The organism is Chryseosolibacter indicum, from assembly GCF_018598585.1.
Classification (GTDB): domain Bacteria; phylum Bacteroidota; class Bacteroidia; order Cytophagales; family Cyclobacteriaceae; genus Chryseosolibacter; species Chryseosolibacter indicus.
The window spans coordinates 16,606-42,085 of sequence record NZ_JAHESD010000047.1; the positions used below are offsets into that span (position 1 = coordinate 16,606).

Genomic DNA, 25,480 nt, shown 5'->3' on the forward strand with positions numbered 1-25,480 from the left:
TAAAGTACTTTTCTTTTGGCGCTGCCGCCCCCCAACCCACTCGCCACTTCTACGGCCGGGTACCGCTATACTCCTTGTGCTTGTGCGCAACGCCAGCGCCTCTTCCCGGTGTCGCTTCCAGACCTTACTAATGAACATCAGAGCCCAGGGAAAACCAGGGCTCTGATGCAAAATTGGTAAACCTTTTATTTTCCTATTGAACCGCTATAGCACCACACAAGTTAACAGGGTACTCAGAGTCTATATCTACAACCATAGGTACACAACGCGCATTAACAATAACTTTTCCATGCCATTCAATTTTACAAGTTCCACCTGTAAATGACTGGATGTTTCTTGTAACTGTGGTAAACTTACCTCCGCCATACCTTGGCAAGGAAATAGTGGTAACCCTACCTGCACAGGCAGGCTGTAGAACAGTGAAGTTACTACCATCACCATATACCACAAAACCATCCGGATAGCAGGCTCCAGGAGTATAATATGCACATGTTACAGGCCATTCTCCTTGTATACCATTTTTGAGGTCTCTTGGATTAGGGCCATAAAACCATACTGGCGTACCAGCGAAGTTTCCATGCCAACGTCCATCACCATTCCAGGTTAATTCGGTACCAACTGAAGTACCTCCACCTGTGCTTCCTCCACCGCCTCCAGTTCCTCCTGGATCGCCAGGACGCCGTGCGTTAGAGCTTTCATCTGCTTTGGCATTTTCTTCCGACTCTTGTTCTGTCTCCGCTGGAGAAGGAACAACTTGATTTTCGTTGCATGAAACAATTGAGAATAGTACAATAAGGAAAAGAACTATTCCTTTTGTGAGGGTAATTTTTTTCATTCGGGTATCTTTTAAATTTGTATTGTAAATTTAAAAGATTGCTTTAAAAACACAACACCTAGATACATTTCAATCTCAGGTCTAGCAACTTGGATAACTGAATTAGTCATAACGAAATAGCGAAGTTTCTTCTCATCTTCCCCCTATCCTTTATAAGCAAGAGATTGCTTCATGCAAACATACTTTCGATGAGTGAGTTCCCCGGCATACTTTCGCAAAGGTGTAATGACGCTGCTCTAAAAGTGGCACTTGGTTCCGACGTCTGGCGAAAAATGGGTGCTGGCAGTATGAAGGCTTCCCTTCAGCCAAAGTGCATGCATAACTGATGACGAACCTTCACAGCACGTGATATCGAGCCTGCATGCGTAAACCATTGCACTACGCTTACTGTGAATTTCGGAACGACTTAATTTAACTACGCGTGTTACCTGATAAAAGGCCGTGGTTCCTTATAAATGTTCTCGAGGTAATATTCCAGGGAGCACGGTGGATAGATTTCTATAAAATTGACTTCATCTTTGGTTACTGAAGCTGTAATACCATGAGCAGCAAAAATTAATTGATTTGCAGTTTTACCTGCACGGGAACGTACTCTTTTTTCCGATGTGTTGGTGATGCTTTTAAATTCATTCCATAACTTCTTAGTCAACGTATCGCGTGAAATGTAGATCAGTTTCAACTTCCCCTCCTTAAAATAGAAATTCTTACCATCACCCAAACTCACCCGTGTTACGCTTGTTATTTTTTCATAACTCACATCTTTATGGATCTGACTGCTCTGTACATCATTTTCCGTTATAAATTGATCGTAACTTAGGGTAAAGTAATCCTGATAATCGTTTAGTCCCATCCGTTTATGTTGATACTTAAAATTTGAGTATTCAATTTAGAGAAGTTTCCCGAGTTAAACATAGACGGTTTGAAAGCCATTTCCTTTTCTGCAGGAAACGCGAGGCTATCGGTAAAAAGCCAAAAGAGTATGACTATTTTTATACTTATCAAGGTATGTGAAATCTATGAATGAGCATACTGCCCGGTTATGCCTTGAGATGCTGTACCAGCCATTGATATAATGGGATATCATTTTTTAAAACTGCTTCACGCAATCTTTCGACATCATCCTCAGTAATTAACTCATCTTCCAGCCCCATTTCAACAAAAACAATAAAGGCTTTATGAGGGATATCTAGCTCCATGTATTCCTGTAATAATTCTACAAAGATTTTATACAGGTCATCTGGTTCCCTGTCTTTTAATACCCACATAAAGAAGGCACGCGTATATCCCTGCAACATCATTAGTCTGTCTCCTTGCGGTATGTGTTCGCTTGTACGTCTGGTTTTATCCATTTATAAGCAATATACTTGTCAATATAATATCTGTTATTCGATTTCTCAACTGCTTCTTATCACGAGTAATACCAATTCGTCATCACTAACCGAATCACTTTGTACAAGTGCAATGCTCCCGTTGTGAGTATCGCACGTAAAACGACATTCAAAAAAATTGACTAAGCAAATCGATTTTAGCTTTGAATTAGAGAATTACTCAAGTGTATTAGAAGCACGTATGAACTGGATTAACAGGTAAAAATCTCATCGCAAGATTGAAACATAACTAATAAAAAACTCTATTCAATTTATATATATGCAATACCATGTGATATTAACCATCTTCATTTATCAACCGACTCATATGGCAATTCTTTTCAACAAAAAAGAGAAAACGAGAATTTTACATATGAGCAGGTTAGTATCATTTGTATTGACATTCGTTTTGCCGTCTTAATTCCTTGTGGAATTACTGTAATGCTATTTGTTAGCGTGGGGTTTTAGTTGAAAATTTATCCAACTTCCTTCTTCTATTTGTGATCGTACTGATTTCAATTTCAATCTGCAGAAATAATTGAGAGTAAATTACAGGGCAAAAAGATTACTGTATTGTAGCACGTGTCTCTCCCGCGTGAGGCGATGGCAGTGTAAAGCCCACAGCGAAGGGTTGGCTAGCGTGCCGGAGCGAGGACTTGTAACGAACAGCCCGACCTGAGCTGCGTTTGCTCATGTGCGTTTGAGGCGAAGGGCACGCCCATATATATCAATATTTGTGTTTTCATGTCTCTTAATTCGGCTTATTCTTTATATCTCTCTTGTCCTGTTATATAAATTATACCCTGCACTGCAATTATCGCTTATCGGGAAAGTTGATTTAACTCCTTCTGATTTACCCTTCCCATGCAGGCTTCAATCTTGAAGGTTAATACGTCATCTGTCGGAAAACGGGTTAATCGAAGCGTATATAACCTCGCCAAGGCTGATATCCTTAAAATAAAGTAAATGCAAGTCCATTATTATTAAAACTGCAATTGCGAATAATATAGATATTACTATATTTACTGCAATTACGAATAATATTGATCTGATGAAGAAAACAAAGCTTGGCGAGTTTGAAGAGCTTGTATTGCTTACCGTTGCCGCCTTGCAACAGGAAGCCTATGGTGTAGAAATAAAGCGCGAGCTCGAAACGCGCCTGAAGGAAAAACTCAGTGTAGGGTCAATCCAATCTGCACTAAAGCGCATGGAGGAGAAAGGCTTTCTCACCTCTGAATTTGGTGAGGCAACACAGAGACGCGGGGGCAAACGCAAACGCATTTACAAGACTACATCATATGCTCATAAGGTATTGAGGGAGATGAAAGAGATAAGGGCAGGGTTGTGGGAGTCTATTCCTAAACTGGCCCACGAGCTGAAAGTGATATGACAGAAGCGAATGATATGCATCCGCCGCAATGGCCGCGGAAGTTACTAAGACGTTTGCTGAAAGATGAATACCTGGAAGAGATCGAGGGTGACATGGAAGAGATTTTTCTGGATAACGTTGAGCAGTTTTCGTTGCGCAAAGCGAAACACATGTATGTATGGGAGATGCTGAAACTGCTTCGTCCCATCTTATTAAAGAATTTTAAATCATCACCCACCTTTAACACATCCGCTATGTACAAGAACTATTTTAAAGTAGCCTACCGGAATCTTATTAAGAAGAAAGCCTACTCTTTCATTAACATTTACGGACTTGCTCTCGGTATTGCCTGTTGTGTTCTCATCTTCATGTTTGTGCGCGATGAGATGTCTTACGACAACTATCATGAAAAAGGAGATCGTATCTATCGCCTCATACACGGTGAGCTGGCAGCGGATGGCAGTACACCTTATCCGTTCTGGGTATGGAACAACGCGCCTGTAGGCCCAGCATTGAAGGACGATTTCCCGGAGATTGATAAGGTCGTTCAATTTTCGGGCAGGTCAGATATTTTGCTTACGTATGGCGACAAAATATATCAAGAGGATGGCGTCTTCTTTATGGACTCCACTGTATTTGATGTGTTTAGCTGGAAGCTGTTAAAGGGCAACCCCAAGACAGCGCTTGCAGCTCCTTATAGCATTGTGCTCACTGAAACTACGGCCCGGAAATATTTTGGTAACGAAGACCCAATAGGCAAAACGTTGAAAGGAAGTGAGTCTGCGGGAAGATCGAATGCCGGCGATTACACCGTTACTGGTGTGATGGAGGATGTTCCTTTAAACTCACATTTCCGTTTTAACGTATTGCTCTCGCTGAACACATTTAGAAAATCCATCCCACAAGTATTTAGCGAATGGGGTTACGTTGATTTCTATACATACTTTCTTGTGAACGACAAATTTGATGAAGCCGCCTTCAACCAGAAAATTCCCGCCTTCACAGCAAGACATATTAAGGACCCTAACTGGAGGTATACGATTAAGATAGAACCTCTGAAAGATATGTACCTGCGCACAACCGCCGACAGGCAGCCAGGTGAAACAGGTAGCTTACCAAACATCTATGTATTCTCTATCATCGGCGTGTTTATTCTGGTTATCGCCATAATTAACTTCATGAACCTGGCAACAGCCCGATCGCTAGAAAGAGGTAAAGAAGTAGGCATCCGGAAATCAATTGGTGCCTATCGCAGCAGTTTAATATCCCAGTTTTTGGGTGAGTCTTTCCTTATTGTTTTTCTTTCAAGCGTGCTTGCCTTCCTTATCGTATTTTTTGCATTACCGTATATGAAAGACTTCACCGGTAAGGAGTTAAACATACAAAACTTTATTACCTGGCAGAGCATTTCAACATTTTTGCTACTCCTATTTTTCATCGGCTTCTTATCAGGCTCCTACCCTGCGTTGGTACTTTCCGGATTTAATCCCGTGCTTATCCTCAAAGGAGTTTCACGATCAACAGGCAACGGCGCCACCCTGCGGAAAGGCTTGGTGGTTTTTCAGTTCAGTCTTTCCATTGCACTGATTGCCGGAACTATTATTGTCTATCATCAGATGAATCACATCCTCGATAAAGACCTGGGATTTGACAGGGAACAAATGCTTGTACTAGACTACAATTATGACAACGTTGTTAATGCAAAGTCGGAAGTATTGAAGGCGGAGCTTGAAAAGAACCCGCAGGTTGTCTCAGTAGCATTTTCAAGGAGCGTACCTGGAAGTTACTATCCACATGCAGGCACTGAAATAGAAACACCCGATGGTGAATTGAAAATGATGGGACAGCCTATCTTCCAGGTGGGCTTAGATTTTGTTAAGCACTTTAGCTTGCACCTTATTGCAGGACGAGCCTATTCCAGAGAATATCCGTCAGACTCAAGCAAAGCATTAATTATAAATGAGGCTGCCGCACAACAATACGGTTATACTAACCCTGCCGATATTGTTGGAAAGAAGTTCCGTCAGTGGGGAAGAGAAGGTGTAGTGATAGGGGTTGTAAAAAATTTCAACTTTACTTCATTACATCAAAACATCGAACCACTTACATTACCCTTTGAAGCGTATGCGAGCCGGTATGCAACAGTTAAATTAAAACCCGGGAACATTTCTGAAACCATTCGAAACATCGGTGAAGTATGGAAGAGCATAGTACCGCACAGGCCTTTCCTCTACAGCTTTCTTGACGATGATTTTAACAGGCAATATAAATCTGACTTCATGTTCAGAAGGTTGTTTACCACATTCTCTTGTCTCGCTATCTTCATTGCTTGCCTCGGACTATTAGGACTAGCCACTTACACCGCACAACTAAGAACGAAAGAGATCGGCATCCGCAAAGTATTGGGAGCAGATGTAAAACAAATTGTAGGGTTATTATCGGCTGATTTTATTAAGCTTGTGGTCATCGCCATTGTTATTGCCACACCCATCTCGTGGTATGCCATGAACAAATGGCTTGAAGGTTTTGCTTACCGCATGGACATACAGCCGTGGGTGTTTATCCTCGCAGGATGCGTTGCATTGTTCATTGCAGCCTTCACCATCAGTTTTCAGTCGTTGAAGTCCGCATTAATGAACCCGGTATCATCATTGAAGAGTGAGTAAAATTTAAAGGCTCCAAAGTCGCACGTTTTTTCGAGGACGTGCGACTAGCCTTATCAGAATAATAAGCAAAACATACAATGAGCGTTCGTCATTCCGAGGACGGACGAAGAAATTTCCTTGGATGAAGCGTGCAAGTGGATATGAGGATATTTATACGAATAAATGTTTATTCTGCTTCTTCCCTGCTCTGTATTTCATAGTGAGGAGAATGCTTCCTCCCCTGCACACATTCTTCCTCCTCAGTTCGCAATGACGAAGCCCTAAAAACTTCCACGTCTTTCCGAGGACTTGCGGGCAATGGGCAGCCAGCCTGCCGAGTGAATTTTTTGAGAAAAAATATTTTAATTTATTTACTATTTCTTTTTTTGGTAGGCAGGTGTTCTCTAAGTCTCCTCTAACTCTCCTCCTAGTCTCCTCTAACTCTCCTCCTAGTCTCCTCTAATACTTTCCCAAGACTTTCTCAGACTTTCAAATACTTTCTCAGACTTTAGCGGTCTGCGGTTTTATTCTTGATTCTGCCAAAAAGGGAGTGTTCTAAGGATAAATGCGAATTGAGCACGTCATACCGAGCCTGGATAAACAATCATCATATTGCTCTTGTTGCGAGTGTATCCCTTCGATATCTTACTCAAACGGGGAGTGGTAAGTCTATCTATTAAAGATCGCTGGGAACGGGATTCCTCATAAATATTTCATAGCACTGCACAAAGCCTGTAGTTTCGGAATGACGTCCTAAAAAGCGAGTAGATCAACATAGATCGGTGACCCTGATTGGAAGTATTCTTCGCTCTGCTTCCTTAATTTATTGTCAATCCAATACCTCACACATAAACCCATACTCCTTTATGAGTATCATAATGCTTAACGCTTCCATATTTTCCCCTTCAACGCGTAGCACCTTATCGCAATCTGACAGGTCAAAATTCATTTTAAAGGATGGAAATTTTTCAGACAAAACAGAAAGCAGCATCCTGCTCTCTGTTTTCTTCTGAACATTTGTTTTAAAAACTTCAACCATTTGATCAGAGCCGATTTGTGTTTGGTTTTTTCTCTTCATCCCTTCTTTCAGGACTGTTGCACCAGAGGTGCCAATACGTTGTCCAGGTTTTTCAATGACGCTTTAAATCCTTCAGTAAAGCCCATCTCAATCATCTTCTCCATGCGTTCCAGCGATTCATTATAAATGACAATATTCACTTTTGTTTTTCCGCCTTCTTCGCTGAAGGTGTAATCCCAATCAGAACCCGGCAATTGAGGATTCTCATCTTTGTCTGCAAATGCATTGAACATTTTAAAATTGGTTTTGGGACTGATGGAAGTGTATCTCTGAATTGACCAATACTCTTGTCCATCAGGGCCCACCATAGCATAGAATCTTCGCCCGCCTACTTTGAAATCCATAAATTTTGTTTTTGCTACAAAGGGCTTAGGCGCTACCCACTGGTCAAGGATTTCTGCTTTTGTAAATGCATCCCAAACCAGTGAAAGGTCTGCATCAAATTCTCTTGTTATGAATACCTTTTTCGCTGCTTTGTCAACGGTAAAATCAAATGCCAGATTGTTTGTCATTTTCTTTGTTTTTTTAGTGTTAATAATACTTTATCTAACTGATTGAACTGAGTTTCCACGATGTTTCTGAATTGCGCAATCCATTTATCGATCTCATCTATTTTTTTGGCATTGATGTGATAATAAATTTCTCTTCCTCTTTTCTCTTGTTTAACCAATTCACACTCGGTGAGAATTTGAATGTGTTTAGAGACGGCTTGCCGGCTGGACTGAAATTCCTCCGCAAGCGCGTTTGGCGTCATGGCCTGCGCTGCGATCAATAATAAGATTGCCCTCCGTGTCGGATCCGCTATTGCTTGAAAAACATCTCGTCTTGCCTCCATTTATGTGCAATTAAGTAGTTGCAAGTATACATGCAATTATCTGGTTGCACAAGTTATTTTTTAAACACGGAGCGATCTCTGTCATTTATCTAACGCACGAGATTGAGGCTATAGCCTTAGAATAAAGGAGAGTGAGAGCTTCTAGAAGAAACACGTTTTACTATTCTGACACCTTTATTGTTCCTGGAAAACGTTCTCTTACAGGATTAGACTGGCGTCGTCGTCATTTTTCTCCTAATCTGTCAAAACGCAATGAATGCCAGAAGTTTTTAGTACTGACTCCTACCGTTCCCGTGGGCATGTATATGAAGTGTTATGTACAGCTATTCGCTGATTTTATCTAACAATAAATCGCAATTCAATTCTACGTTATCTATTTCTGCTCCAAGACTTTTATAAAAATCCTGGGCATTTATATTCCAGTTAGATACTTGCCATCTTAGCTTATGACACTTTGATTCCTTTGCAAATGTTATCACGGAATTTAAAAGGCTCTTTCCAATTCCAACGCTGCGAAATGATTCCTTAACATACAGATCATCCATGTACAGACATTTGCCTATCCAAGTATGATAAGTAAAAAAGAATGTTGCATACCCTACAATTTGTTTTTCATTTGTCTCAGCAATAAAACAATTAAATAACTCTTTTTCAGAATTCATTCTTTCAACAGAATTAACCATTTTATGAGGAAGTTTTTCAAAAAGAGCAAACTCTTTGATCAAGTCAATGATTGTTTCAAAATCTGATTCTTCTGCAACTCTTATTTTAAATTCCATTTTAAATTACACGTAAACTACTTGTTTGCTTTTTGCTTTAAAGACTGACCATACTTTTGTTGTTATACTTCGTTATTGTTTTATGTTTTGTCAATCCTTTCCCATCCCCACCAGGTATAGTGATAATCGCGTTCTATTATCTTAAACTTTTGATGACACCTTTTACACGTTGCCAAATAATAGTCAACATAGTTGCCTTCAAGTAAAACTTTATCAGTGATTGTTATATATCCTCTTTCTTCTTCTTTATTTGGTTCCATTGAATCATGTCCGCCAAATAATGCACACGGACAACCCATATTATTTTTGTGAAACTCCAACGTCCTGATTGCAAAATCAATAAATCTTTGATTGAGGGCAAAAGCTCCACCCATTTCTAACCCTATAGTTTTTTGCCTTATTAATGGAATAAACTCAATCAAAGGTTTGATTAACGTGGGTTCTTGTCCTAAAGAAATTATTTCACAGGCCGAACGCCACACTTTATGCGAATCTCTCGAAGTAATCTCTTCAATTATAGTCCTAGCGTCCATTGTTACTCTCTTACATCACGGTGGATAAACAAAAGCTAAAATTAAATAATTAAAACGTGATGTGCCTTTCAAATGAAATATATCATAGCACCGTACAAAGCTTGTAGTTTCGGAATGACGCGCCTATTTCTTTTGTGCTCTATATTGAAAAACATGAGCGAGCGGGTAAACCTACGGCAACGCTATCCTAATTAGGAGAATGTAGCCCCAGTTTGTTTCCTTCCGAATCAAGGAATAATGCAAAGTATCCGCTTTCATCGGCATGAAGTGTTTTGGGAACAAGAATTTTTCCACCGTTATTCTCAACCTTATCAAGAATAACCTGAAGATTGTCGCCGCCATTTAAATATAGTGTTACACCATTAGCGGAAGGTTGGTATCCTTCTGCTTTTATTATAACGCCTGTAACCATTTGCCTTTCATATGGGAATACTCCCATTTCCGTTTCGGGCATATCCATTTTCTCAATATTAATGTCCAAAATTGCTTCATAAAAATTCACTGCCCGTGAAACATCGGTAGCTGGAATTTCAAAAATTGAAATAAAACTTTTCATATCATTTACTGTTTTAGTTGCTGCCGTGTCTGCGCTTTGTGTTTGTACATCCTGATGCTTTTGGTTTTGACATGCGCTGACGATGACGCCTGTCACTACAAAAGTGAATAGCATTCTCTTTTTCATACTCTTTTTGATTTGACGATGCAGATTACAAGGTTACTCGTTACTGTAATTGTAAAAATGCGACACTACTCGTTTTTATAGATAGTGGAGGACAGAAGCATTTTGCCGTCCTGCAGAAACGCTTTGGGTGTAGTTCCTGTAAACTCTTTAAAGTCCTTTATGAAATGTGCCTGGTCGTAATATTCATTGTCATAAGCTATCCGGGTCAACTTCTCCGATTTTCGGTTGAGCAACATCTTTAATACAGCCTGCAGCCGAATTACCTTACCTAACTTCTTCGGGCTAATTCCAACCTTTTCAACGAATCTTCTTTCAATCTGTCTCCTCTTTCCGAGAGAGTTTTTAAGAATGGAATTAATCGTTGTGCTCCCTTTCGTCAAAAGCATGGCGTCAATGGTGCTCTTAACCACGTTGTCAATGATGGCTTTGTCTTTCAGTTTGTTCAAAAGAAAAGCCTCTACAATTTTTATTCTTTTCCGGGTGTCTGTCGCCTTCCTGATTTTTTGTGCCAGCTCCTGTGCTGAGTTTCCAAATAAAACCTCTAGCGGTGTCTCCCTATTTGCCAGTTTTCTGATAGGCATTAATACAAAGTTTGCAAAGCCATACGGATAGAAACGAACAGCAAAAGAGTTAACATATCCGGTCGGCTCTATAAAAAATGGTTCTGTGATTTGTCCGAGAACTAGTTCGCGAGGTTGTATGATAAACTTTTTCTTCGATGTATATCGCCTGACATCATCACCAAGAATGAAAATCATTTCAATACAACCATCTGGTATAATAAGTTGTTTTTGATAGTCACCATGCGGTGGAACCTCCAACGTCCAATAACACTTTATCAACGACTCTAAATGAGGATGAGGTCGAAATGTTTCATACTTTAGGTTATTGTCTTCCATTTGTGCGCTTAGTCTTTAACGAAGTTTTAAAGTCCATTGTTCTGCATGAAGCTGAAGTTTCCCTGAATATAGTCAAGCGAAAATTGGATCGTTAATACACCATTCTCAATAATAGCATAATTTGCGGCTAAGCACTAGCCCTACCATGCTGAAATTTTCCAAACACTACATTCCCTTTCAATGATATACCCTCTCTCGCTGGAGGGTGAACTGTAAAAACGAGAGGGAAGGGCGGTATTCTGTGTTGGAGGCAAAGACACATCTAGATTAGTATGCCATTCAGTAAATAACACTATAAAGCGAGCAGATAAACTCACATTGAGCACATCATACTGAGCCTGTTTACTAAATCATTGTATCGAACTTGCTGCAAGGTATCCCTTGAATAGCTTACTTCCTCGTGCGTGCTGTGACTCTTTCTATTAAAGGTTGCACGAAACGGGATTCCTCAAATATATCTTACCGCACTGTACGAAGGTTGTAGTTTCGGAATGACGAGCTATCTAGTTATGCGAGCACCAGAGTCAGGAAACCGATGACCTTCATGGAGAGGAAAGGTCAGCAATTCTACGATCTCTTACTGCCCATAGCTTGACGTCTTTTGAAAATAACCTTAACGTGTCCTGAGAAATGCCGTAGCTAAATACCTGACCATAAACTTTCATCGGTTCTTCAAATTCAACTCGTTCGTTGGCTGTTTCATTTCGTTCTGTTGAATCAATCTTTGAAAAGATTCTAGCATCAAACGTACTAAAGGATACCTCATCGAATCAATAGAAAAATGAATTGAATCATGTTCCATCGTCCATCTCGCGTAGATATTACTCGAGTTGGTTCCAGGCAAAATAATTGTCTGATCCTTTCCAAAGTTAAGTGGTCGAATAATTTGTCCATTTTGATCGGTGAAGAATATCCTGTCAGTACTTTTGAATTTGATTCACCTATCCTTGAAAGTTCCGTCAATCAATATCCAACTGTTTTCAATGAGAACATCACGCTGTCCACATGCAGAAACAATAAGAAAGATGACTAGAAAACGAAATAGTGTGCTCATTTAGCTTTCTAATAATGCCTAACACTCCCATGTAAAGCGTGCGAGCATATGAAACAATAATTAATCATCAGGCACTAACGCATAATCCACATGCATCGATAGAGGCTGTCCATCACTCCGATCTCAAAATCTTCACAGGATTTACTATTGCAGCCTTGATAGCCTGGTAGCTCACCGTGAGCAGCGCAATACCAGTTGCTATCACTCCAGCCAATGCAAAGATCCACCAGTCTATGTCGATGTGATAAGCATACTCCTGCAGCCATTTGTTAGCGCCAAGCCATGCAATGGGAAACGCAAAACAGCAAGCGATCAAAACCAGTTTCACAAAATCTTTTGACAGCAATGCCATAATGCTGAAGAGATTGGCACCTAAAACCTTTCTCATGCCTATTTCTTTTAGTCGTTGTTCTGCGGCATATGTGGCGAGTCCAAAGAGGCCGAGGCATGCAATGACCACGCTGGCCAAGGCTACCCAACCGAGAATAGTTTGGCTACGCTGATCTTCGATGTAAAACCGCGCGAGCTGATCGTCAAGGAAGTGGTATTCGAAAGGCTCGCGTTCATCATTTGCCACCATGATTGATTTAAGCTTATCAAGCGTAGCCTGAATATTCTGTGGTTGAATCTTTACAGAAAAATAATCAATGGGATAAATGGGGTTGTCGTGATAGGCAATGATTAATGGTTCTATCTTCGCACGCAATGATTGAAAGTGAAAATCTTTAACAATGCCGACAACGCGTGGCTTGAATGAAGTGTTGACGTCATCATAAAGTGGCCCAAAAGATGATCCGCGTGCGATCTGCGGAATTTCAACAATGTCTCCTGAAACGTCAGTGATCCCTAGTATTTTCGCCGCCGCTTCATTGATCAGTATGGCTGAGCTATCATTCGCATTCCTGAAGTTTCTTCCGCTGAGCAATTGGATATCATAGGTGTTAAGAAAGTCCTTATCGGCAGCAATTGCATACGCTATCTGGAAATCGCCAGGGCTTCCCTCCTTCTTAAGCTTTGCGCGTACTAACGTTTTCCATTCTCCCGGCACGTGTGATGACACTGAAACATGTTGTACCGTCCCAACCTTCGACATTTCATTTTTCACCCACTCGAAGTTTGAACGGGCCTTCACCACATTCACGTCAATCACCACCATCAGATCTTTGTCGAAGCCTAGATTGCTGTTGTTCAGGAAACGCACCTGCATAAACAGCACTATTGTTCCGATGATCATAACAGTGGAAATGGTGAACTGCACCACAACCAATGCTTTGCGTATGGAGAAATCATTACGGCTTTTAAGTTTCAAACCTTTCAATAGAGAAACAGGATTGAAACGGGAAAGCAACATCGCTGCATAGCCTCCCGATAATAAACCAATAGCAATGATCAATCCTATGGCTGCAGCCCAGAAACGCAAGCCCACTGAAGTGAAAATTGAAAAGTTTTTATTCACAAAGTTATTGAAAGCAGGTAGCAAAAAGCTTACAATGAGGACTGCAACTAAGAATGCGATAACAGTTGTGATCATGGATTCGACAAGAAACTGCCGGACTAGATTACCGCGCACCGCTCCGATCGCTTTTCGAACACCGATCTCCTTAAGTCGGCTAGACGCTCTCGCAGTGGTCAGGTTTGTGTAATTGATGCCTGCGATGAGCAGGACAAAAATGGCCGTAAAAAAGAACACGGTAATATAGACGGGATTCCCCTGCGGGATGCTATCCACATTTGAATTTCGACCGCCATCCGTTATCCCTTCAGATTTTAAATGCACATCTTTCAAAGGTTGAAGGCTGTACGAGAGTTTGGTACCCGGTTCAAGCGATGCATTGGCGTAAACAAGCTGGGTCATTTTACGGGAAACAGAATCAGGATTTGCATCCGGCTGTAACAATGTGTAGACAGTATAGTCGGTAGACGCCCAGTCACTCTCAGCCTCCCGCAAAAATCCCTCGTTGGCATATCGCGTTGACTCAGACAATACGCTGGTAAAAGTAAAGCTTGAGTTCTTAGGGTGACTTTTCAAGATCCCGGTGATCTTCACCGGATTCGTCATGTGATTAAACTGCAGGTTTCTATTCATTACATCCTTTGTGCCGAAGATCCGCATAGCAAGGTCTTCCGTGACAACAATAGAATAGGGTTCCTTCAAAGCGGTACGCCTGTCACCTTCAATAAACGGAAAATCAAATACCTGGAAGAAATGTTCGTTGGCAACGGTGATCGTCTCCTGCACGTTGACAGGATTCTCCGGATCAACAAGGTTAGCACGCCCAACGCGCTGCATACGTGTTGTCTGTGCTACTTCCGGAATTGCATGCTTGGATTCTTCAGCAAGCATGTACCCTGCTGCAGCAACTGTTGTAGCTTCATTGCTGGAATTTTTCTCATGCGTGATTACCCGATAAATCCTTTCGCCTTGCGAATGCTGCGTGTCAAAGTTGAGTTCGTCATACACGTAAAGACCAATCAGCAGGAAACAAACCATGCCGAATGTAAGGCCGAGCACATTCAGTGTTGAGTAGAGTTTACTTTTCCAGAGGTTTCTCCACCCCATAATGAAATAACTTTTGATCATACCATTGTGTGTTAAAGGTTGATGTATAGTAGCCGAACGAATAATTCCTGGTCTGAACAGTAATAGAACATCTTTGCACAAGCGTAAATTTGCCTGTGTTCTTCCGAGGTCTGCTACTCTTCTATCATAATATTCAAGAAGGTCTCCTTCGATGTCCGCATGATATTCTGGCTTACAAAACCATTTCAGGAAACGCAGGATGAAACGTGGCGGCTCAACTCTTTGCATACAGTTTATTTAAGCTTCAGCACAAGTTTAGGCAGGGCCTTCCAAAGTTGGTCGCGCGACTCTTTGCTATAGTCCAGCGCTTTCTTGCCGTAAGCGGTGATCTCAAAGAAAAGCTTTGGCCTTCCCCGTCGGCTTTCCGTTGACTCTCCCAGGTTTGATTTTAGAAAGCCTTTGGATTCGAGTCTACGCAACGTGATCTGCAGTGCACCTATTGTTACTTCCCTGTTAAGCCGTTGTTCAATTTCATCTTTGATTGTTACTCCATACGCATTGCCGTGCAATACGCCTACTGTAAGAAGGACAATCTCTTCAAATTCACCGAGTTGAAGATGTTTCATGTTTAATAATACTATTACGTAGTAATAATAGAAATACTTATGTTAAAATACTAGTTTGTAGTAATAAATCTTTAAAGGTTTAATGCCTTTGGGCCAGAACTGGTAAGGAATGAAGCACAAAAGAAGCTAGCAGATAAACGTATATCGAGCACGTCATACCGAGCCTGCTTAATTAAATCATCGCACTGAACTTACTGTGAGGTATCCCGTGGATAGCGCACTTCATCCGTGCGATGCATCTTTCTATTAAAGATTCCGGGAAACGGGATTCCTCAAATATATTTTACCGCACTGTACATAACTTGTAGTTTCGGAATGACGGATTTGTATTATTTGTTTGTTTTCTATATAAAACATTAAGTGAATAGGTAAGCGTACATCGAGCTCGTCATACCGAGCCTGCTTAAATAAATCGTTGCATTGACCTTACTGCGAGGTATCCCGTGGATAGCTTACTCATCCGTGCGTCTCGTAAGTCTTTCTATTAAAGATTGCAGGAAACGGGATTCCTCAAATATATTTCATCACACTTACAAAGTCTGTAGTTTCGGAATGACGGATTTGTATTGTTTGCTTGTTTCTGTATGAGCGCAAGGCGAACAGGCAAGAGTACATAGAGCACGTCATAACGAGCCTGCTTAAAATAAATCATTGCATTGAACTTACTGCGAGGTATCCCTTGAATAGCTTACTTCATCCGTGCTGCAAAAGCACTTCTATTAAAGATTGCAGGAAACGGGATTCCTCAAATATATTTTACCTTACTGTACGAAGGTTGTAGTTTCGGAATGATGAGGTATTTTCGTTGTGCGACCATCAGAGTCTCGGAAATTCGCGACTCTGATGCGAACGAGATTACTTAATACTGCATGAACAACCAAGTTTGGTTTACAACCTAGGTAGCCACATACCCATTGTGGCAGACATAATACCTATCACCATTCCTATGGTGATGCAGGCAAGGATGGTTGTAAATCCGCCCTTTTGTACTACACTGTCAGATCGCTTCACCTGAAAATAATATAAGCCCATTACCTGCGGAAAGATATATACCATAATGCCGAGAGTAGTCAGGAACGGCCCGGTAAATGTTTCCGGATCAAACCCTACGGGAGCTTTGAAGATAGCTAACCATAACATCAAAAATACGCGAAAATACCATACACCGCTCATTGCAAGAAACAAATGCACGGCCCATCGTTGATGAAGATCTATCTTTCGTTTTAAAGCGCTTTTAACAGCATAATAAGCACAACCGATGATAATCAACGCGTTTACACTGATGATTGCAGCACCAAGTCTATCGCCCACTGAACCCTTTACCCAGGAAAGGTACAGACCTGCAACACTAATGATAAACGCAGTTAGAATATAAATACGGCCACTTATCCTGTGAACGCGCGGCACTCTTTTTCGAATGGATGGTATTAATTGCAGTGGTCCGAGTACCGTTACAATAAAGGCAAGGCCTACATGTAAGCCAAAAACCGTATTGCCAATCCAATCGCCCTTAATATAAAAGTGAGGCGTCGCAGTATTCCATTTTTCGAAGTCGCCCTGCGCCGCCGACTTCCAATACAACATAAGTATGTAATAAGCAAAAATGATTTGCCCGACAAATACCACGGCAAACCAGCTTTTAACAACCAGATTCATTGCCACAGTGGCAACCTTTGATTTCTCTGACTTCATGTGTGAGGTAAATATTAATGAAAATAATCAACCTTTTACCCCATGCAATTAACATTTGTTAAGAAATCATTTCTCTCCTGATTCTGCTAAGACTTTCAGGTTTAATTCCCAGGTAGGATGCTATGAATTTCTGAGGAACATTTTTAATTATCCCGGGATACTGACCAACAAATTTAAGATACCGCTGCTCTGCCGTCAGGTTAGCTAAGTCGTTCATCCGTTGGCGGTCTTCCTCCTGAACTTGTTCAAATAATTTGATGGTATAATCCTTTTGCGTTATGCTTGTTTGAGCAGAGCTAATGGCATCATGTATAGAGATTCGCAGAAGCTCGCATTCAGTAATACAATGCAAGTATTCATTCGAAACCGTCTGATTCATAAAATGAAAGTACGATGTAAAGAATCGCGGACCGTCGTTAAGGTCCACCGTTACTTCTTCGCCTTTATCATTGATATAGAATTTACGCATGAAACCCGAGACAATAAAATTATGATAGAAAGGGATGTGCCCCTCCTTTTCAAGTAGTGTATCCTTAGGTACTTTTAATGGCTTGAAATTCCTCCGACATTGTTCCTTATCGTGCTCCGGAAGGGTAACTATTTTTGCCACATAGGCGAACAGCGTATCATAATAGTGTTCCATTATATTAAGTTCGTGATTCTCTTTGATACTACAAATAGTGTTTAGTTGTTATACAGAAAAAACAAGACAATAACTTCCTAGCAAATGGGAGAGTACTCATCTTAAATGCTGCTGAGATGCATTCTTATTTCTTTATATCACCTTATTTCTGACTTCATTTGACAGTAAAAAATGGAAGACATTTAAGATAACTGGCCATCGTTTACCTTAAAAAAGGCTACGACTTTTGATGGTTTGTATTCAACCTTACGGAGACAAAGAGTACCCCTTACTGGCTTCTTTTACAAATTCCTTAATCCAGGGTTCCCCTTTTAATAATAACTCTCCGTGCTTATACGAAATTGCGAAGCTCTTAAGAGAGACGTAAGAGAGCTGTTGGTTCCCCTATAAATAATAAGCTTATTTGGAGTAGGGAAACTGCGTAGAAAGGCACAAGCACGTCATACCGAGCCTGCTCCAGTAAATCATTGTATTGAACTTACTGCGAGGTATCCTCTGGATAGCTTACTTCGTTGATGCATGCGGCGTGTCTTTCTATTAAAGATTGCAAGGAACGGGATTCCTCAACTATATCTCACCGCACTGTACGAAGGTTGTAGTTTCGGAATGACGAGATATTTAGCTTATGCGAGTGGGTGAAAAGAATGGATTAGTTGTTCATTACAAAGAATCAGGTGAGATTTAATCACCCACTCAAAAAGCTAAGCAATATTAACACCAAGGAATACGGCAAAAATAAATTCATATTTTAATTATGTAACACTGTAAAGATAAAAAAGGCCTACTGAGAGCATTGTCCTGTATAAAAGTTGTGATGGTTAGAATGACGAGGTACAAGTTTGTGTGAGCATCAGAGTGTCGGAATTCGTAATTCTCAAGGTCATTTTAGGAATGTCACAATGAATGGTGATATTCCGGAAAGAGCCATTAATCAAGCTCTTCTCAAGTATTTCTTTCAATTCTGTCATGGAGTATCTATCCTAAATAAAGTGATTACAAAATTCGCATATAAAAGGTGTCGGCAAACAAAAGAATAATTTCCTCAAGCGTACCTCGTGTTTATATAGCCTTCCTCGCCAGTTGTTATATTCCCATCACTTTTTTAATTCGTTGTTCCGCGACTTCATTATTTATTCCTTCATAATAGTCACGAACAAATTTATTGCTCATTTGGTCATCATGTGGAATTACTTCTGGCGCATCTTACCTCGCAAAATAACATTAGATTTGATTGATAGTGTATCTTCGTATCCAGTCAAATTATTACAGAGAAAACCAAAATAAGTAGCTTCATAGTCTCCGTTGTCATAATTATCTAAATAATCCTTGTAACTTTTCTCACTTAGGATACCCACACTCCGTAGTCTAATGTCCGACAATCATCAACTATTCTTTGATGCAAGACTGTCCTAATGAATCTATCCGTCTGTTCAGGATGTCGTATCTCACAAAGATCTTCAGAAAGTTTAGCTATCGACTTTTTGTCTACTTCATTTAACTTGGCATAGTGATAGGGACTATCAAATGCAATTGATGGTCGCCCCTCGTGCTGCTGTCCGCACTTTAAACATTTATATTTCATTGATCTGTAAAAATTACGCCCAAAATCGTCATATAAAGCGTTGATAGGGGCTTTATCTTAGTTTTATTTGAACACAACTTTTCTTTGCGGTCCGTTTTTTAAAAGTAGTCTCAAGAATTTCATGCATTTCGATAGCTTCCCAGACCTTTCGACTGGATGGGTCCTTCAATATGAGGCTATAATACGTACTGCTCCATTCAGTTAGTGGACGTTCGGCATAAATTCTATTTTCTATTGGATCATAGTATACCAAATTACAGTCTGAAACCACAATCGCGTACATGCCATAGCCCTCATCATGCGCTAAATCTATTTCATCCGTGTTGTTATGTTCAAGTAAATAGATATTTCCAACTATATGCTTTTGAGATTTAACTCCATCATTTTCAAAGTAACCACATGCAATCAATAGTAAAGAAACTGAGAAAACAAAGACAAGCTTATTCGTCATTTCAAACGTGTATCGCATAGATAATCTGCCTCCTCGAGTAAAATTCCAACTGCCAAATTTTTATTTCCGTTACGGCCATTCCTGTTCAATCACAAAGGTAAGCAATCCTTATCAGACCTGCCTACTATGGAGGTGTTCATAAGGAAAACAGATAACATACGTCTGACTTACTCATCTGGTTTTAATACACATTCGGAGATTCATCTTAACACAAACTGGTTCCCGTTAAGTTTACCAGGCTTCCAATTGTTCCCATGTATTACCGGTGAGAAACGTAGTATTATTATTTTGAGTGAAACTGTATGAATGCAATGGTCTCTTAATGATTTAGCATGGTTCTGGTGCTCGATGCTTAATACTTGATGGCTGGATTTTTGGTTGCCTCGGTGGCGCTTCGTTCAGGCTTCGTTCACGCTTCATTGTAGGACTAAAATTTGGAGCATACCCTTCGGGACTATGCGGCAAAATCGTTATGCAAGACCGGTTGCCCCAAGGCAACCGCTAGCCTTGGTCTTCATATTCATGAAGCAGTCACTTATTTTTGCTTATAGACTGAAAAGGAAACTTTTGAGTGGCCCAATTTTCGGGGGAGGTTACAATATACTTTGTTGTCCGTCTGTGCCTCTTATCGACGTTTGCTTGATAGGGTAACAACAAGAAAAATTACTCCACCAATAAATAGCCCAACTCCGCAAAGCAATGACAGCGTGCTTACTGAAGGTCCCAATTTTGTCGTCCACGCGCATGCATTTAGGAACCATCCTGAAATCATACACGCGATCGAAGTTAGCACATTGTTACTCCTTGTCATTTTTGCATTATAATATCTATTTTACCAAATCCCTCAGGAAAGTTTTAATTTTTTATTTAAGTCGCATTTAGGTTTCTTAGTCATTTTCTTTTTCCATTTTGAAGCAAATTCTCAGTACCATGCGAAATGAATAATAAAGCCTTACTGAATTTCGACACTTCAATTGTTATCGGTTCGTTCTGCTTAATTAGAGTTTGCAAATCGTCATACAAATCTAGTTTTAGTTTTAATGGACTTATTGTTATCAAAATGACCCCAGCCTTACCCTTTTCTATTTTATAATCGCTTGTCGTGAAAGTCAATTTCCTTCCAAAGTTAAGATCAATAAACTTGATTAGATTTCTCCAGGTAACTACTAAGTAAAACAGCAAAACAAGCGAAAGGATAAACAACCCTCTTTTCAAGAAACCATCAGATGGTTCACGTCCAAAAATATGTGCAAGGAGAGGAATGAGACCAATTAAAAGGACGGAAACAATAATTACAACAAATCCGAAAAAGAGAGTCAATTTTATTCCATCGAAAATTCTTTTCTCGTCTGACCTATTCAATTTCGATTCTATCATGGGAGTATTTTTCCAGGGTGCATTGCTTCCAACATTTCGATATAAGCATACAGCTTATATCCTTTATTATAAAATTTAATCACTCTAATACTCCCATGGCTTTGTGAAACTTATCGCCTAAGGAAAGGATGGTAAGCTGTGTGGCTCAGATGGAGTGCTGAGGAATTGTATTTTACTAAAGCTAAAAAATTCTTCACTAAGCAGTCTACACTTCATTTCTGAACCTCTTTACTTTTAAAGTCCGTGATGGTGTTTCCATCATAGCGATACACTCCGTTCATAGCTCCAAACCAAATACTTCCATCGTTAGCTTCCAGAATTCTCAAAAGCGCCCCTTCTTTTATTGACATTATTTCGGTTACAGTAGGATTTTTATCGTACAAAGATTTTTGATCATAACGTGAAAGTGCCCAGCCCCCTGCATTTACAATACCCGTAGTCCAGATATTCCCTTTTTTATCTTCGATTATTGCATAAGCTCCCCTGCGCGATACATTAGTAAAGGTTCTGCCGTCATAGCGCCAAAGTCCATTATTGTCACCGAACCAAATATTTCCCTTTCTATCTTCGATTATTGACCACACGTTGTTAAACGCTTTGCCTTCTTTGTTCTTTAAAACCGTAAATGTTTTTCCCTGCCCGATTTCGCCATTCAGGCGGGCATCATAAACGAACATATTTTCTCCTTGTGCACCAAACCAAAGCTTGCCGGTTTTGTCTTCAAGAAGTAAACGAATACTGTTACTGGGAAATCCATCTTTTGTGGTAAAGCTTCGAAAAGATTTCCCATCGTAACGGCTTGATCCGAACCAGATATTACCTGATCTGTCTTCATAAATATGAAGCGCTGAATTAATGCCAGATCCATCCTTTGCTGTGAAATGCTTAAAGCCTGTCTGCCCGGCAGGCATACGGTAAACGCCCGAATCTTGGGAAGCCAACCAAAGATTTCCCTTTCTATCTTCCAGCACATCCCAGAAGGTCGGCCACTCTATTGTGCTTGTTATATTGGTAAAAGACGTTCCATCGTATCGATAAACACCTATATAAGAAGCAATTAAAATATCCCCATTTTTTGCTTGCCTTACATTCCGAACCATACTCACGGGCACCTTGGAACCCGCGGCCTCCTTCAGTTGAGACTCGGATAATCCTGTTCTATGGTTCCTGATATTTTGTTTGGGTACGCTTGTTTGATTTTGCCCGCAGGAAGTGCAGAAGATAAATATAAAGAGCAAGCCAGGTATGCATTTCATCATTGTGTCATTTTAATATCAATTCCACCAAAACTACAGGTCTTAGTGGCCCGCATTGGTAAAGGGTATGTAAAAAAAATGTAAACGAAATGTAAAAGTTGCTTGGATGGATTGATTTGTCAGATACTGATTTTGTTAAGGGTTGACAATTGATTTCTCATTCCTCACCTAGACTGACTTTTGCAGCACTCGAGATTTCGTATTTAAGGTTCTCTTCTTTACCAACCTGGTTGAGCGACTTATTGATTGATTACCTGAACAAATCAGGTTTATCGCGACCGCCCTTGTAACTGTATTCGATAAAACGTACGCGTTGAAGGCTATCATAAAACGTACAAAGAATCAGGTGAGATTTACGATAAAGTTTCAGGAAGCTCAGCGTCCTCTAACGAGTGACGCTGAGCGGGAGGTTAAGAAATACAATGTTGGCGGCGTCTTTGTCTTAATCAGGCTTTTTTATAAAGTATTGGCATAGCTGCAACCTTGTTAGCATAGAAATTGTCAAGCACGTATGTTTGAAAGGTTCTTTTAAATAAAAGCGAGGGCAATATGTCACTCATATTGTCCCACCGACAATGATTGATAATGGTATATTTGGTGTTACTGTTCCCCTGCGGTAGTAAAACGGTTGAATTGTCAAGTCCCGTCTCTTGTTGAAACCATCCTGCTGTATACTCCCAAATTCCGATGTTTTGCTGAAGGTCATCCGCAAAGAAGTAATTGAACAAAAATACGCCCGGGCTTTTGTGGTCCACTGAATCAATCCGCTTGACATTAACAGCAGTTATGAAATGAGTCGCAGTAGCGATAGAAGTAATTTTTTGAACCATTTGCTTATACTCATCGCTATTCTGTATTTCTTCCATTTTTTGCCGGGAACTTGTTTCGATAAGGATGACAAAGTCATATTTTGCCACTTGAACTTCTCCCTGTCTTTCTTTCAAATATTTTCCTATGCCGGGTGGAATCAGACATGCATAAAATGTAGTTGCATCTATAGCTATCCCTTGTTTTAATAACTCACCAGACCATTCTTTTGCCTCACGGATTATGTATTTCTTTTTTTTGCTCGTGGTTATAAAAAAGGGAAACAATGAATGATCGATTTCCGCGGCCAGAAGAAGGTAAAAGGAGTTAGTAGTTTCTTTGAGTGATACCTTCTGAAATTTTTGATGTTCGTTGATGATTTTAAGATCGTTTTTCATGCCTGATTATTTCAAAACAAAACTACCTTAAGCACTCAGAATCGTTTTTTACAAATGATAAAAAATTATTGCTTAGACCTTATCCTGCTCAGGGATACTTGTGTAATGCCCAGGTAACTTGCCAGGTCGCCCAAACTAATGCGCTGCATCAGCGATGGATTTTGTTTCAAAAAGTTATGGTACCGTTGTGTTCCGTCTTCTTCCAGCATCTCACTTATCCTGGCCATCATATTGGTGGAAGCGTGAGCAATAAATTTTCTGAAAGCCGCTTCAACGCAATGATGTTTTCTACACAATTCCTCAATCTTATAAAATGTGATATAGCTAATTTCTGTAGGTTCTATAGCAACGATGCGATATGAAGAAGGTGTTTGATTGAGAAAGCTGTCGAGGACGGTTGACAAAGCGTTTTCACTGAAGAATCGCATGATAAACTCTTTGTAGTCTCCCTCGAAGGATAGCTTTACCAATCCTTTTTTTATATAAATGAGTTTTCCGCACACCCTACCTTTCTGAACAAGTACATCTCCCTTCAAAAAGCTTTCTTCAACTATGCAGCAGTTAAGGTCATTAACCGCATCGGGAGTAAATTCTGAAAAGTTGTTTAGAAAAGTAGTCAAATTTCCCATCTATCGGAACTTTACTAAAGTTGCTGCCAACGTTCGCATATAAAGCGTGCCGGCAGACCAAATTAATATTATCAACAAATTCTGCCGACATGATTTATACGCCATTGTTAGGCGCTGGCTTTTTTGTCATACACATAATAATTAATCAGTCTGTGTGTCCCAGTTCTTTTAATTTGAATTCTTTGACCTTCTTTCACGTTGTCAAAGTAGTCCTCGTGTTTTCTGACACTAAACAGTCTCCAGTTATCTAGTATTAAAATTTTTACATTTCCTAGTTCTAGGATTTTCGTTACTTCGAAGTCAGTTAATTTTTTGTATCCAAGCTTGAGGTCAATGGTGGAACGTAGTATAACAGCAAGAAGGGTGAAAATTATGAGAATAGGAAACATGATGAGATTTGTTATCAGTCGTTCATTATATTCCTGTCCCGTTGTAGGTGGATTCCAACTCCCACCATATCTAGGTGGAAGAAATGGAAAAATAAAAGAACCGATTAGTCCAATGATCAGCAAAAGCCCAAGAGCCGTCCATATTCCTTTTAAGGAGTACTTTTCCTTTAGGCTTTTTCTTTCCCAGTCACTAAATTTTTCTCTTTTAAATCCTATCACTTGTCTGTCTTAAAAAGCTTGCTCCCAAACAATTCGATATAAGCCATATGGCTGATATCGTTCGCATATAAAGCGTGCCGGCAGACCAATTAATAATAAATCATCAAACTCTGCCGGCATGATTTATATGCATTGTTGGCGGCAGTGGCTCATTGTCTAAATTTAATTTGAAACTCCTTTTCCAGCGTCCCTATTATCTCGCTGTATTTTCTTACTTCGTCAACGTCTGAATATTTTTGAGAATACGTCCAAGGTTCATGGAACGAGTACCTGATAAACTTATCGTCCTTCTTTAGGTTTAGGTTATAGTTCGAACCATCCGTCACGACCATCACTTCATAACCTTTGCCTCTTTTTGTGGTCACCTCTTTTCTCAGTTTATCTTTTATGCTGTCCTGGGTAGGCAGGATTAGAATGTCAAGGTTCTCCAATTTAGTCCACAAAGAGTCCCAGTCTTTCGATTTCAATTCCGTCTTGGTGGTCTTTATTATTTTATTAATGACTGTCCCTTTCTTCATTTTAAGGAGGTAATCATATTTCACACCAGTCCACCCTCCGTTGTTTTTAACCAAATGCACAACATGTCCACCGTTTGTGATTCCGCGATCGAGGAAGATCCTTAGATCAATTTCGTCACTTGACTTAGTCAGGGTGGCAAGTCCTAATTGTTTTTCAAGCCAATTGTCCTCTGTCAATGGGGTTGAATCTTGTCCCATTGTCTGAATTGATATAAGCGTCAGAAGAATTATTGATTTGAAACCTGTCATGTCATAAGAGCCATTGCCGCCAACTCCTTATTATTAAAATATAAAAT

At 40.1% G+C, this 25,480-nt stretch carries 23 protein-coding genes and 1 pseudogene; 2 read left to right on the top strand and 22 right to left on the bottom strand.

Annotation, left to right across the window (positions count from 1 at the left end; translation table 11 throughout):
- Positions 1-193 precede the first annotated feature (193 nt).
- From KK060_RS17585 to KK060_RS17595, 3 genes are all read right to left on the bottom strand, one after another.
- The gene (locus KK060_RS17585) at positions 194-835 is read right to left on the bottom strand and encodes a hypothetical protein (RefSeq protein ID WP_254155085.1); all 642 of its coding nucleotides are present in this window, start codon (positions 833-835) and stop codon (positions 194-196) included.
- Between the two features lie 424 nt (positions 836-1,259).
- Complete coding sequence (locus KK060_RS17590; protein ID WP_254155086.1) at positions 1,260-1,685, bottom strand: hypothetical protein; 426 nt, start codon at positions 1,683-1,685, stop codon at positions 1,260-1,262.
- A 187-nt stretch (positions 1,686-1,872) separates the two neighbouring features.
- Entirely contained in the window at positions 1,873-2,184 is a 312-nt protein-coding gene (locus KK060_RS17595) for a hypothetical protein (RefSeq protein WP_254155087.1), read from the bottom strand.
- Positions 2,185-3,253: 1,069 nt separating this feature from the next.
- Between KK060_RS17595 and KK060_RS17600 the strand changes: the two genes are divergently transcribed.
- Complete coding sequence (locus tag KK060_RS17600) at positions 3,254-3,592, top strand: PadR family transcriptional regulator (protein WP_254155088.1); 339 nt, start codon at positions 3,254-3,256, stop codon at positions 3,590-3,592.
- The gene (locus KK060_RS17605; RefSeq protein WP_254155089.1) at positions 3,589-6,237 is read left to right on the top strand and encodes an ABC transporter permease; all 2,649 of its coding nucleotides are present in this window, start codon (positions 3,589-3,591) and stop codon (positions 6,235-6,237) included. The genes KK060_RS17600 and KK060_RS17605 overlap by 4 nt, the downstream gene beginning before the upstream one ends.
- An 808-nt stretch (positions 6,238-7,045) precedes the next feature.
- Here the strand turns inward: KK060_RS17605 and KK060_RS17610 are convergent.
- The 19 genes and pseudogenes from KK060_RS17610 to KK060_RS17695 all read right to left on the bottom strand — a co-directional run bounded on the left by KK060_RS17610 (position 7,046) and on the right by KK060_RS17695 (position 25,382).
- Positions 7,046-7,294, bottom strand: a complete 249-nt coding sequence (locus tag KK060_RS17610) for a hypothetical protein (RefSeq protein WP_254155090.1) — start codon at positions 7,292-7,294, stop codon at positions 7,046-7,048.
- Between the two features lie 8 nt (positions 7,295-7,302).
- Positions 7,303-7,806: an SRPBCC family protein gene (locus KK060_RS17615; RefSeq protein ID WP_254155091.1), complete on the bottom strand. Its 504-nt coding sequence runs from the start codon at positions 7,804-7,806 to the stop codon at positions 7,303-7,305.
- Positions 7,803-8,129 carry an ArsR/SmtB family transcription factor gene (locus tag KK060_RS17620; protein WP_254155092.1) on the bottom strand — a complete coding sequence of 109 codons (327 nt, stop codon included), beginning with the start codon at positions 8,127-8,129 and terminating at the stop codon, positions 7,803-7,805. The genes KK060_RS17615 and KK060_RS17620 overlap by 4 nt, the downstream gene beginning before the upstream one ends.
- A gap of 323 nt (positions 8,130-8,452) precedes the next feature.
- On the bottom strand, positions 8,453-8,908 hold the full coding sequence (locus KK060_RS17625; RefSeq protein WP_254155093.1) for a GNAT family N-acetyltransferase: 456 nt from the start codon (positions 8,906-8,908) through the stop codon (positions 8,453-8,455).
- A gap of 80 nt (positions 8,909-8,988) precedes the next feature.
- Complete coding sequence (locus KK060_RS17630; RefSeq protein ID WP_254155094.1) at positions 8,989-9,441, bottom strand: hypothetical protein; 453 nt, start codon at positions 9,439-9,441, stop codon at positions 8,989-8,991.
- A 187-nt stretch (positions 9,442-9,628) separates the two neighbouring features.
- Positions 9,629-10,123 carry a VOC family protein gene (locus tag KK060_RS17635; protein WP_254155095.1) on the bottom strand — a complete coding sequence of 165 codons (495 nt, stop codon included), beginning with the start codon at positions 10,121-10,123 and terminating at the stop codon, positions 9,629-9,631.
- Positions 10,124-10,188: 65 nt separating this feature from the next.
- Entirely contained in the window at positions 10,189-11,022 is an 834-nt protein-coding gene (locus tag KK060_RS17640) for an AraC family transcriptional regulator (protein ID WP_254155096.1), read from the bottom strand.
- Positions 11,023-12,188: 1,166 nt separating this feature from the next.
- On the bottom strand, positions 12,189-14,885 hold the full coding sequence (locus KK060_RS17645; protein ID WP_254155097.1) for an ABC transporter permease: 2,697 nt from the start codon (positions 14,883-14,885) through the stop codon (positions 12,189-12,191).
- Between the two features lie 5 nt (positions 14,886-14,890).
- Positions 14,891-15,223 carry a PadR family transcriptional regulator gene (locus tag KK060_RS17650; protein ID WP_254155098.1) on the bottom strand — a complete coding sequence of 111 codons (333 nt, stop codon included), beginning with the start codon at positions 15,221-15,223 and terminating at the stop codon, positions 14,891-14,893.
- An 888-nt stretch (positions 15,224-16,111) separates the two neighbouring features.
- Positions 16,112-16,915: a DUF2306 domain-containing protein gene (locus KK060_RS17655; protein ID WP_254155099.1), complete on the bottom strand. Its 804-nt coding sequence runs from the start codon at positions 16,913-16,915 to the stop codon at positions 16,112-16,114.
- Between the two features lie 58 nt (positions 16,916-16,973).
- Positions 16,974-17,558: a Crp/Fnr family transcriptional regulator gene (locus KK060_RS17660; RefSeq protein ID WP_254155100.1), complete on the bottom strand. Its 585-nt coding sequence runs from the start codon at positions 17,556-17,558 to the stop codon at positions 16,974-16,976.
- A gap of 1,187 nt (positions 17,559-18,745) precedes the next feature.
- A pseudogene (locus KK060_RS25240) lies at positions 18,746-19,140 on the bottom strand (DUF2199 domain-containing protein).
- A 52-nt stretch (positions 19,141-19,192) separates the two neighbouring features.
- Positions 19,193-19,609 carry a hypothetical protein gene (locus KK060_RS17665; protein WP_254155101.1) on the bottom strand — a complete coding sequence of 139 codons (417 nt, stop codon included), beginning with the start codon at positions 19,607-19,609 and terminating at the stop codon, positions 19,193-19,195.
- A gap of 873 nt (positions 19,610-20,482) precedes the next feature.
- Positions 20,483-20,968, bottom strand: a complete 486-nt coding sequence (locus KK060_RS17670; RefSeq protein WP_254155102.1) for a hypothetical protein — start codon at positions 20,966-20,968, stop codon at positions 20,483-20,485.
- A 212-nt stretch (positions 20,969-21,180) separates the two neighbouring features.
- Positions 21,181-22,227, bottom strand: coding sequence for a ligand-binding sensor domain-containing protein (locus KK060_RS17675; RefSeq protein ID WP_254155103.1), 1,047 nt, complete (start codon positions 22,225-22,227; stop codon positions 21,181-21,183).
- Positions 22,228-22,670: 443 nt separating this feature from the next.
- A complete protein-coding gene (locus KK060_RS17680) occupies positions 22,671-23,429 on the bottom strand; it encodes a hypothetical protein (protein ID WP_254155104.1) in 759 nt (252 codons plus the stop codon).
- Positions 23,430-23,494: 65 nt separating this feature from the next.
- Complete coding sequence (locus tag KK060_RS17685; RefSeq protein WP_254155105.1) at positions 23,495-24,058, bottom strand: Crp/Fnr family transcriptional regulator; 564 nt, start codon at positions 24,056-24,058, stop codon at positions 23,495-23,497.
- Positions 24,059-24,165: 107 nt separating this feature from the next.
- Positions 24,166-24,666, bottom strand: coding sequence for a hypothetical protein (locus KK060_RS17690; RefSeq protein WP_254155106.1), 501 nt, complete (start codon positions 24,664-24,666; stop codon positions 24,166-24,168).
- Positions 24,667-24,815: 149 nt separating this feature from the next.
- On the bottom strand, positions 24,816-25,382 hold the full coding sequence (locus KK060_RS17695; protein WP_254155107.1) for a hypothetical protein: 567 nt from the start codon (positions 25,380-25,382) through the stop codon (positions 24,816-24,818).
- Between the last annotated feature and the right edge of the window lie 98 nt (positions 25,383-25,480).

Bases quoted from the DNA above. Each gene is read 5' to 3' on its own strand.
- KK060_RS17615 (WP_254155091.1), bottom strand. From the start codon at position 7,806: ATGACAAACAATCTGGCATTTGATTTTACCGTTGACAAAGCAGCGAAA.
- KK060_RS17685 (WP_254155105.1), bottom strand. From the start codon at position 24,058: ATGGGAAATTTGACTACTTTTCTAAACAACTTTTCAGAATTTACTCCC.
- KK060_RS17650 (WP_254155098.1), bottom strand. From the start codon at position 15,223: ATGAAACATCTTCAACTCGGTGAATTTGAAGAGATTGTCCTTCTTACA.
- KK060_RS17680 (WP_254155104.1), bottom strand. From the start codon at position 23,429: ATGAAAAACGATCTTAAAATCATCAACGAACATCAAAAATTTCAGAAG.
- KK060_RS17655 (WP_254155099.1), bottom strand. From the start codon at position 16,915: ATGAAGTCAGAGAAATCAAAGGTTGCCACTGTGGCAATGAATCTGGTT.
- KK060_RS17620 (WP_254155092.1), bottom strand. From the start codon at position 8,129: ATGGAGGCAAGACGAGATGTTTTTCAAGCAATAGCGGATCCGACACGG.
- KK060_RS17585 (WP_254155085.1), bottom strand. From the start codon at position 835: ATGAAAAAAATTACCCTCACAAAAGGAATAGTTCTTTTCCTTATTGTA.
- KK060_RS17670 (WP_254155102.1), bottom strand. From the start codon at position 20,968: ATGATAGAATCGAAATTGAATAGGTCAGACGAGAAAAGAATTTTCGAT.
- KK060_RS17595 (WP_254155087.1), bottom strand. From the start codon at position 2,184: ATGGATAAAACCAGACGTACAAGCGAACACATACCGCAAGGAGACAGA.
- KK060_RS17640 (WP_254155096.1), bottom strand. From the start codon at position 11,022: ATGGAAGACAATAACCTAAAGTATGAAACATTTCGACCTCATCCTCAT.
- KK060_RS17695 (WP_254155107.1), bottom strand. From the start codon at position 25,382: ATGGGACAAGATTCAACCCCATTGACAGAGGACAATTGGCTTGAAAAA.
- KK060_RS17635 (WP_254155095.1), bottom strand. From the start codon at position 10,123: ATGAAAAAGAGAATGCTATTCACTTTTGTAGTGACAGGCGTCATCGTC.
- KK060_RS17665 (WP_254155101.1), bottom strand. From the start codon at position 19,609: ATGCGATACACGTTTGAAATGACGAATAAGCTTGTCTTTGTTTTCTCA.
- KK060_RS17600 (WP_254155088.1), top strand. From the start codon at position 3,254: ATGAAGAAAACAAAGCTTGGCGAGTTTGAAGAGCTTGTATTGCTTACC.
- KK060_RS17625 (WP_254155093.1), bottom strand. From the start codon at position 8,908: ATGGAATTTAAAATAAGAGTTGCAGAAGAATCAGATTTTGAAACAATC.
- KK060_RS17590 (WP_254155086.1), bottom strand. From the start codon at position 1,685: ATGGGACTAAACGATTATCAGGATTACTTTACCCTAAGTTACGATCAA.
- KK060_RS17605 (WP_254155089.1), top strand. From the start codon at position 3,589: ATGACAGAAGCGAATGATATGCATCCGCCGCAATGGCCGCGGAAGTTA.
- KK060_RS17630 (WP_254155094.1), bottom strand. From the start codon at position 9,441: ATGGACGCTAGGACTATAATTGAAGAGATTACTTCGAGAGATTCGCAT.
- KK060_RS17645 (WP_254155097.1), bottom strand. From the start codon at position 14,885: ATGCAAAGAGTTGAGCCGCCACGTTTCATCCTGCGTTTCCTGAAATGG.
- KK060_RS17610 (WP_254155090.1), bottom strand. From the start codon at position 7,294: ATGAAGAGAAAAAACCAAACACAAATCGGCTCTGATCAAATGGTTGAA.
- KK060_RS17660 (WP_254155100.1), bottom strand. From the start codon at position 17,558: ATGGAACACTATTATGATACGCTGTTCGCCTATGTGGCAAAAATAGTT.
- KK060_RS17675 (WP_254155103.1), bottom strand. From the start codon at position 22,227: ATGATGAAATGCATACCTGGCTTGCTCTTTATATTTATCTTCTGCACT.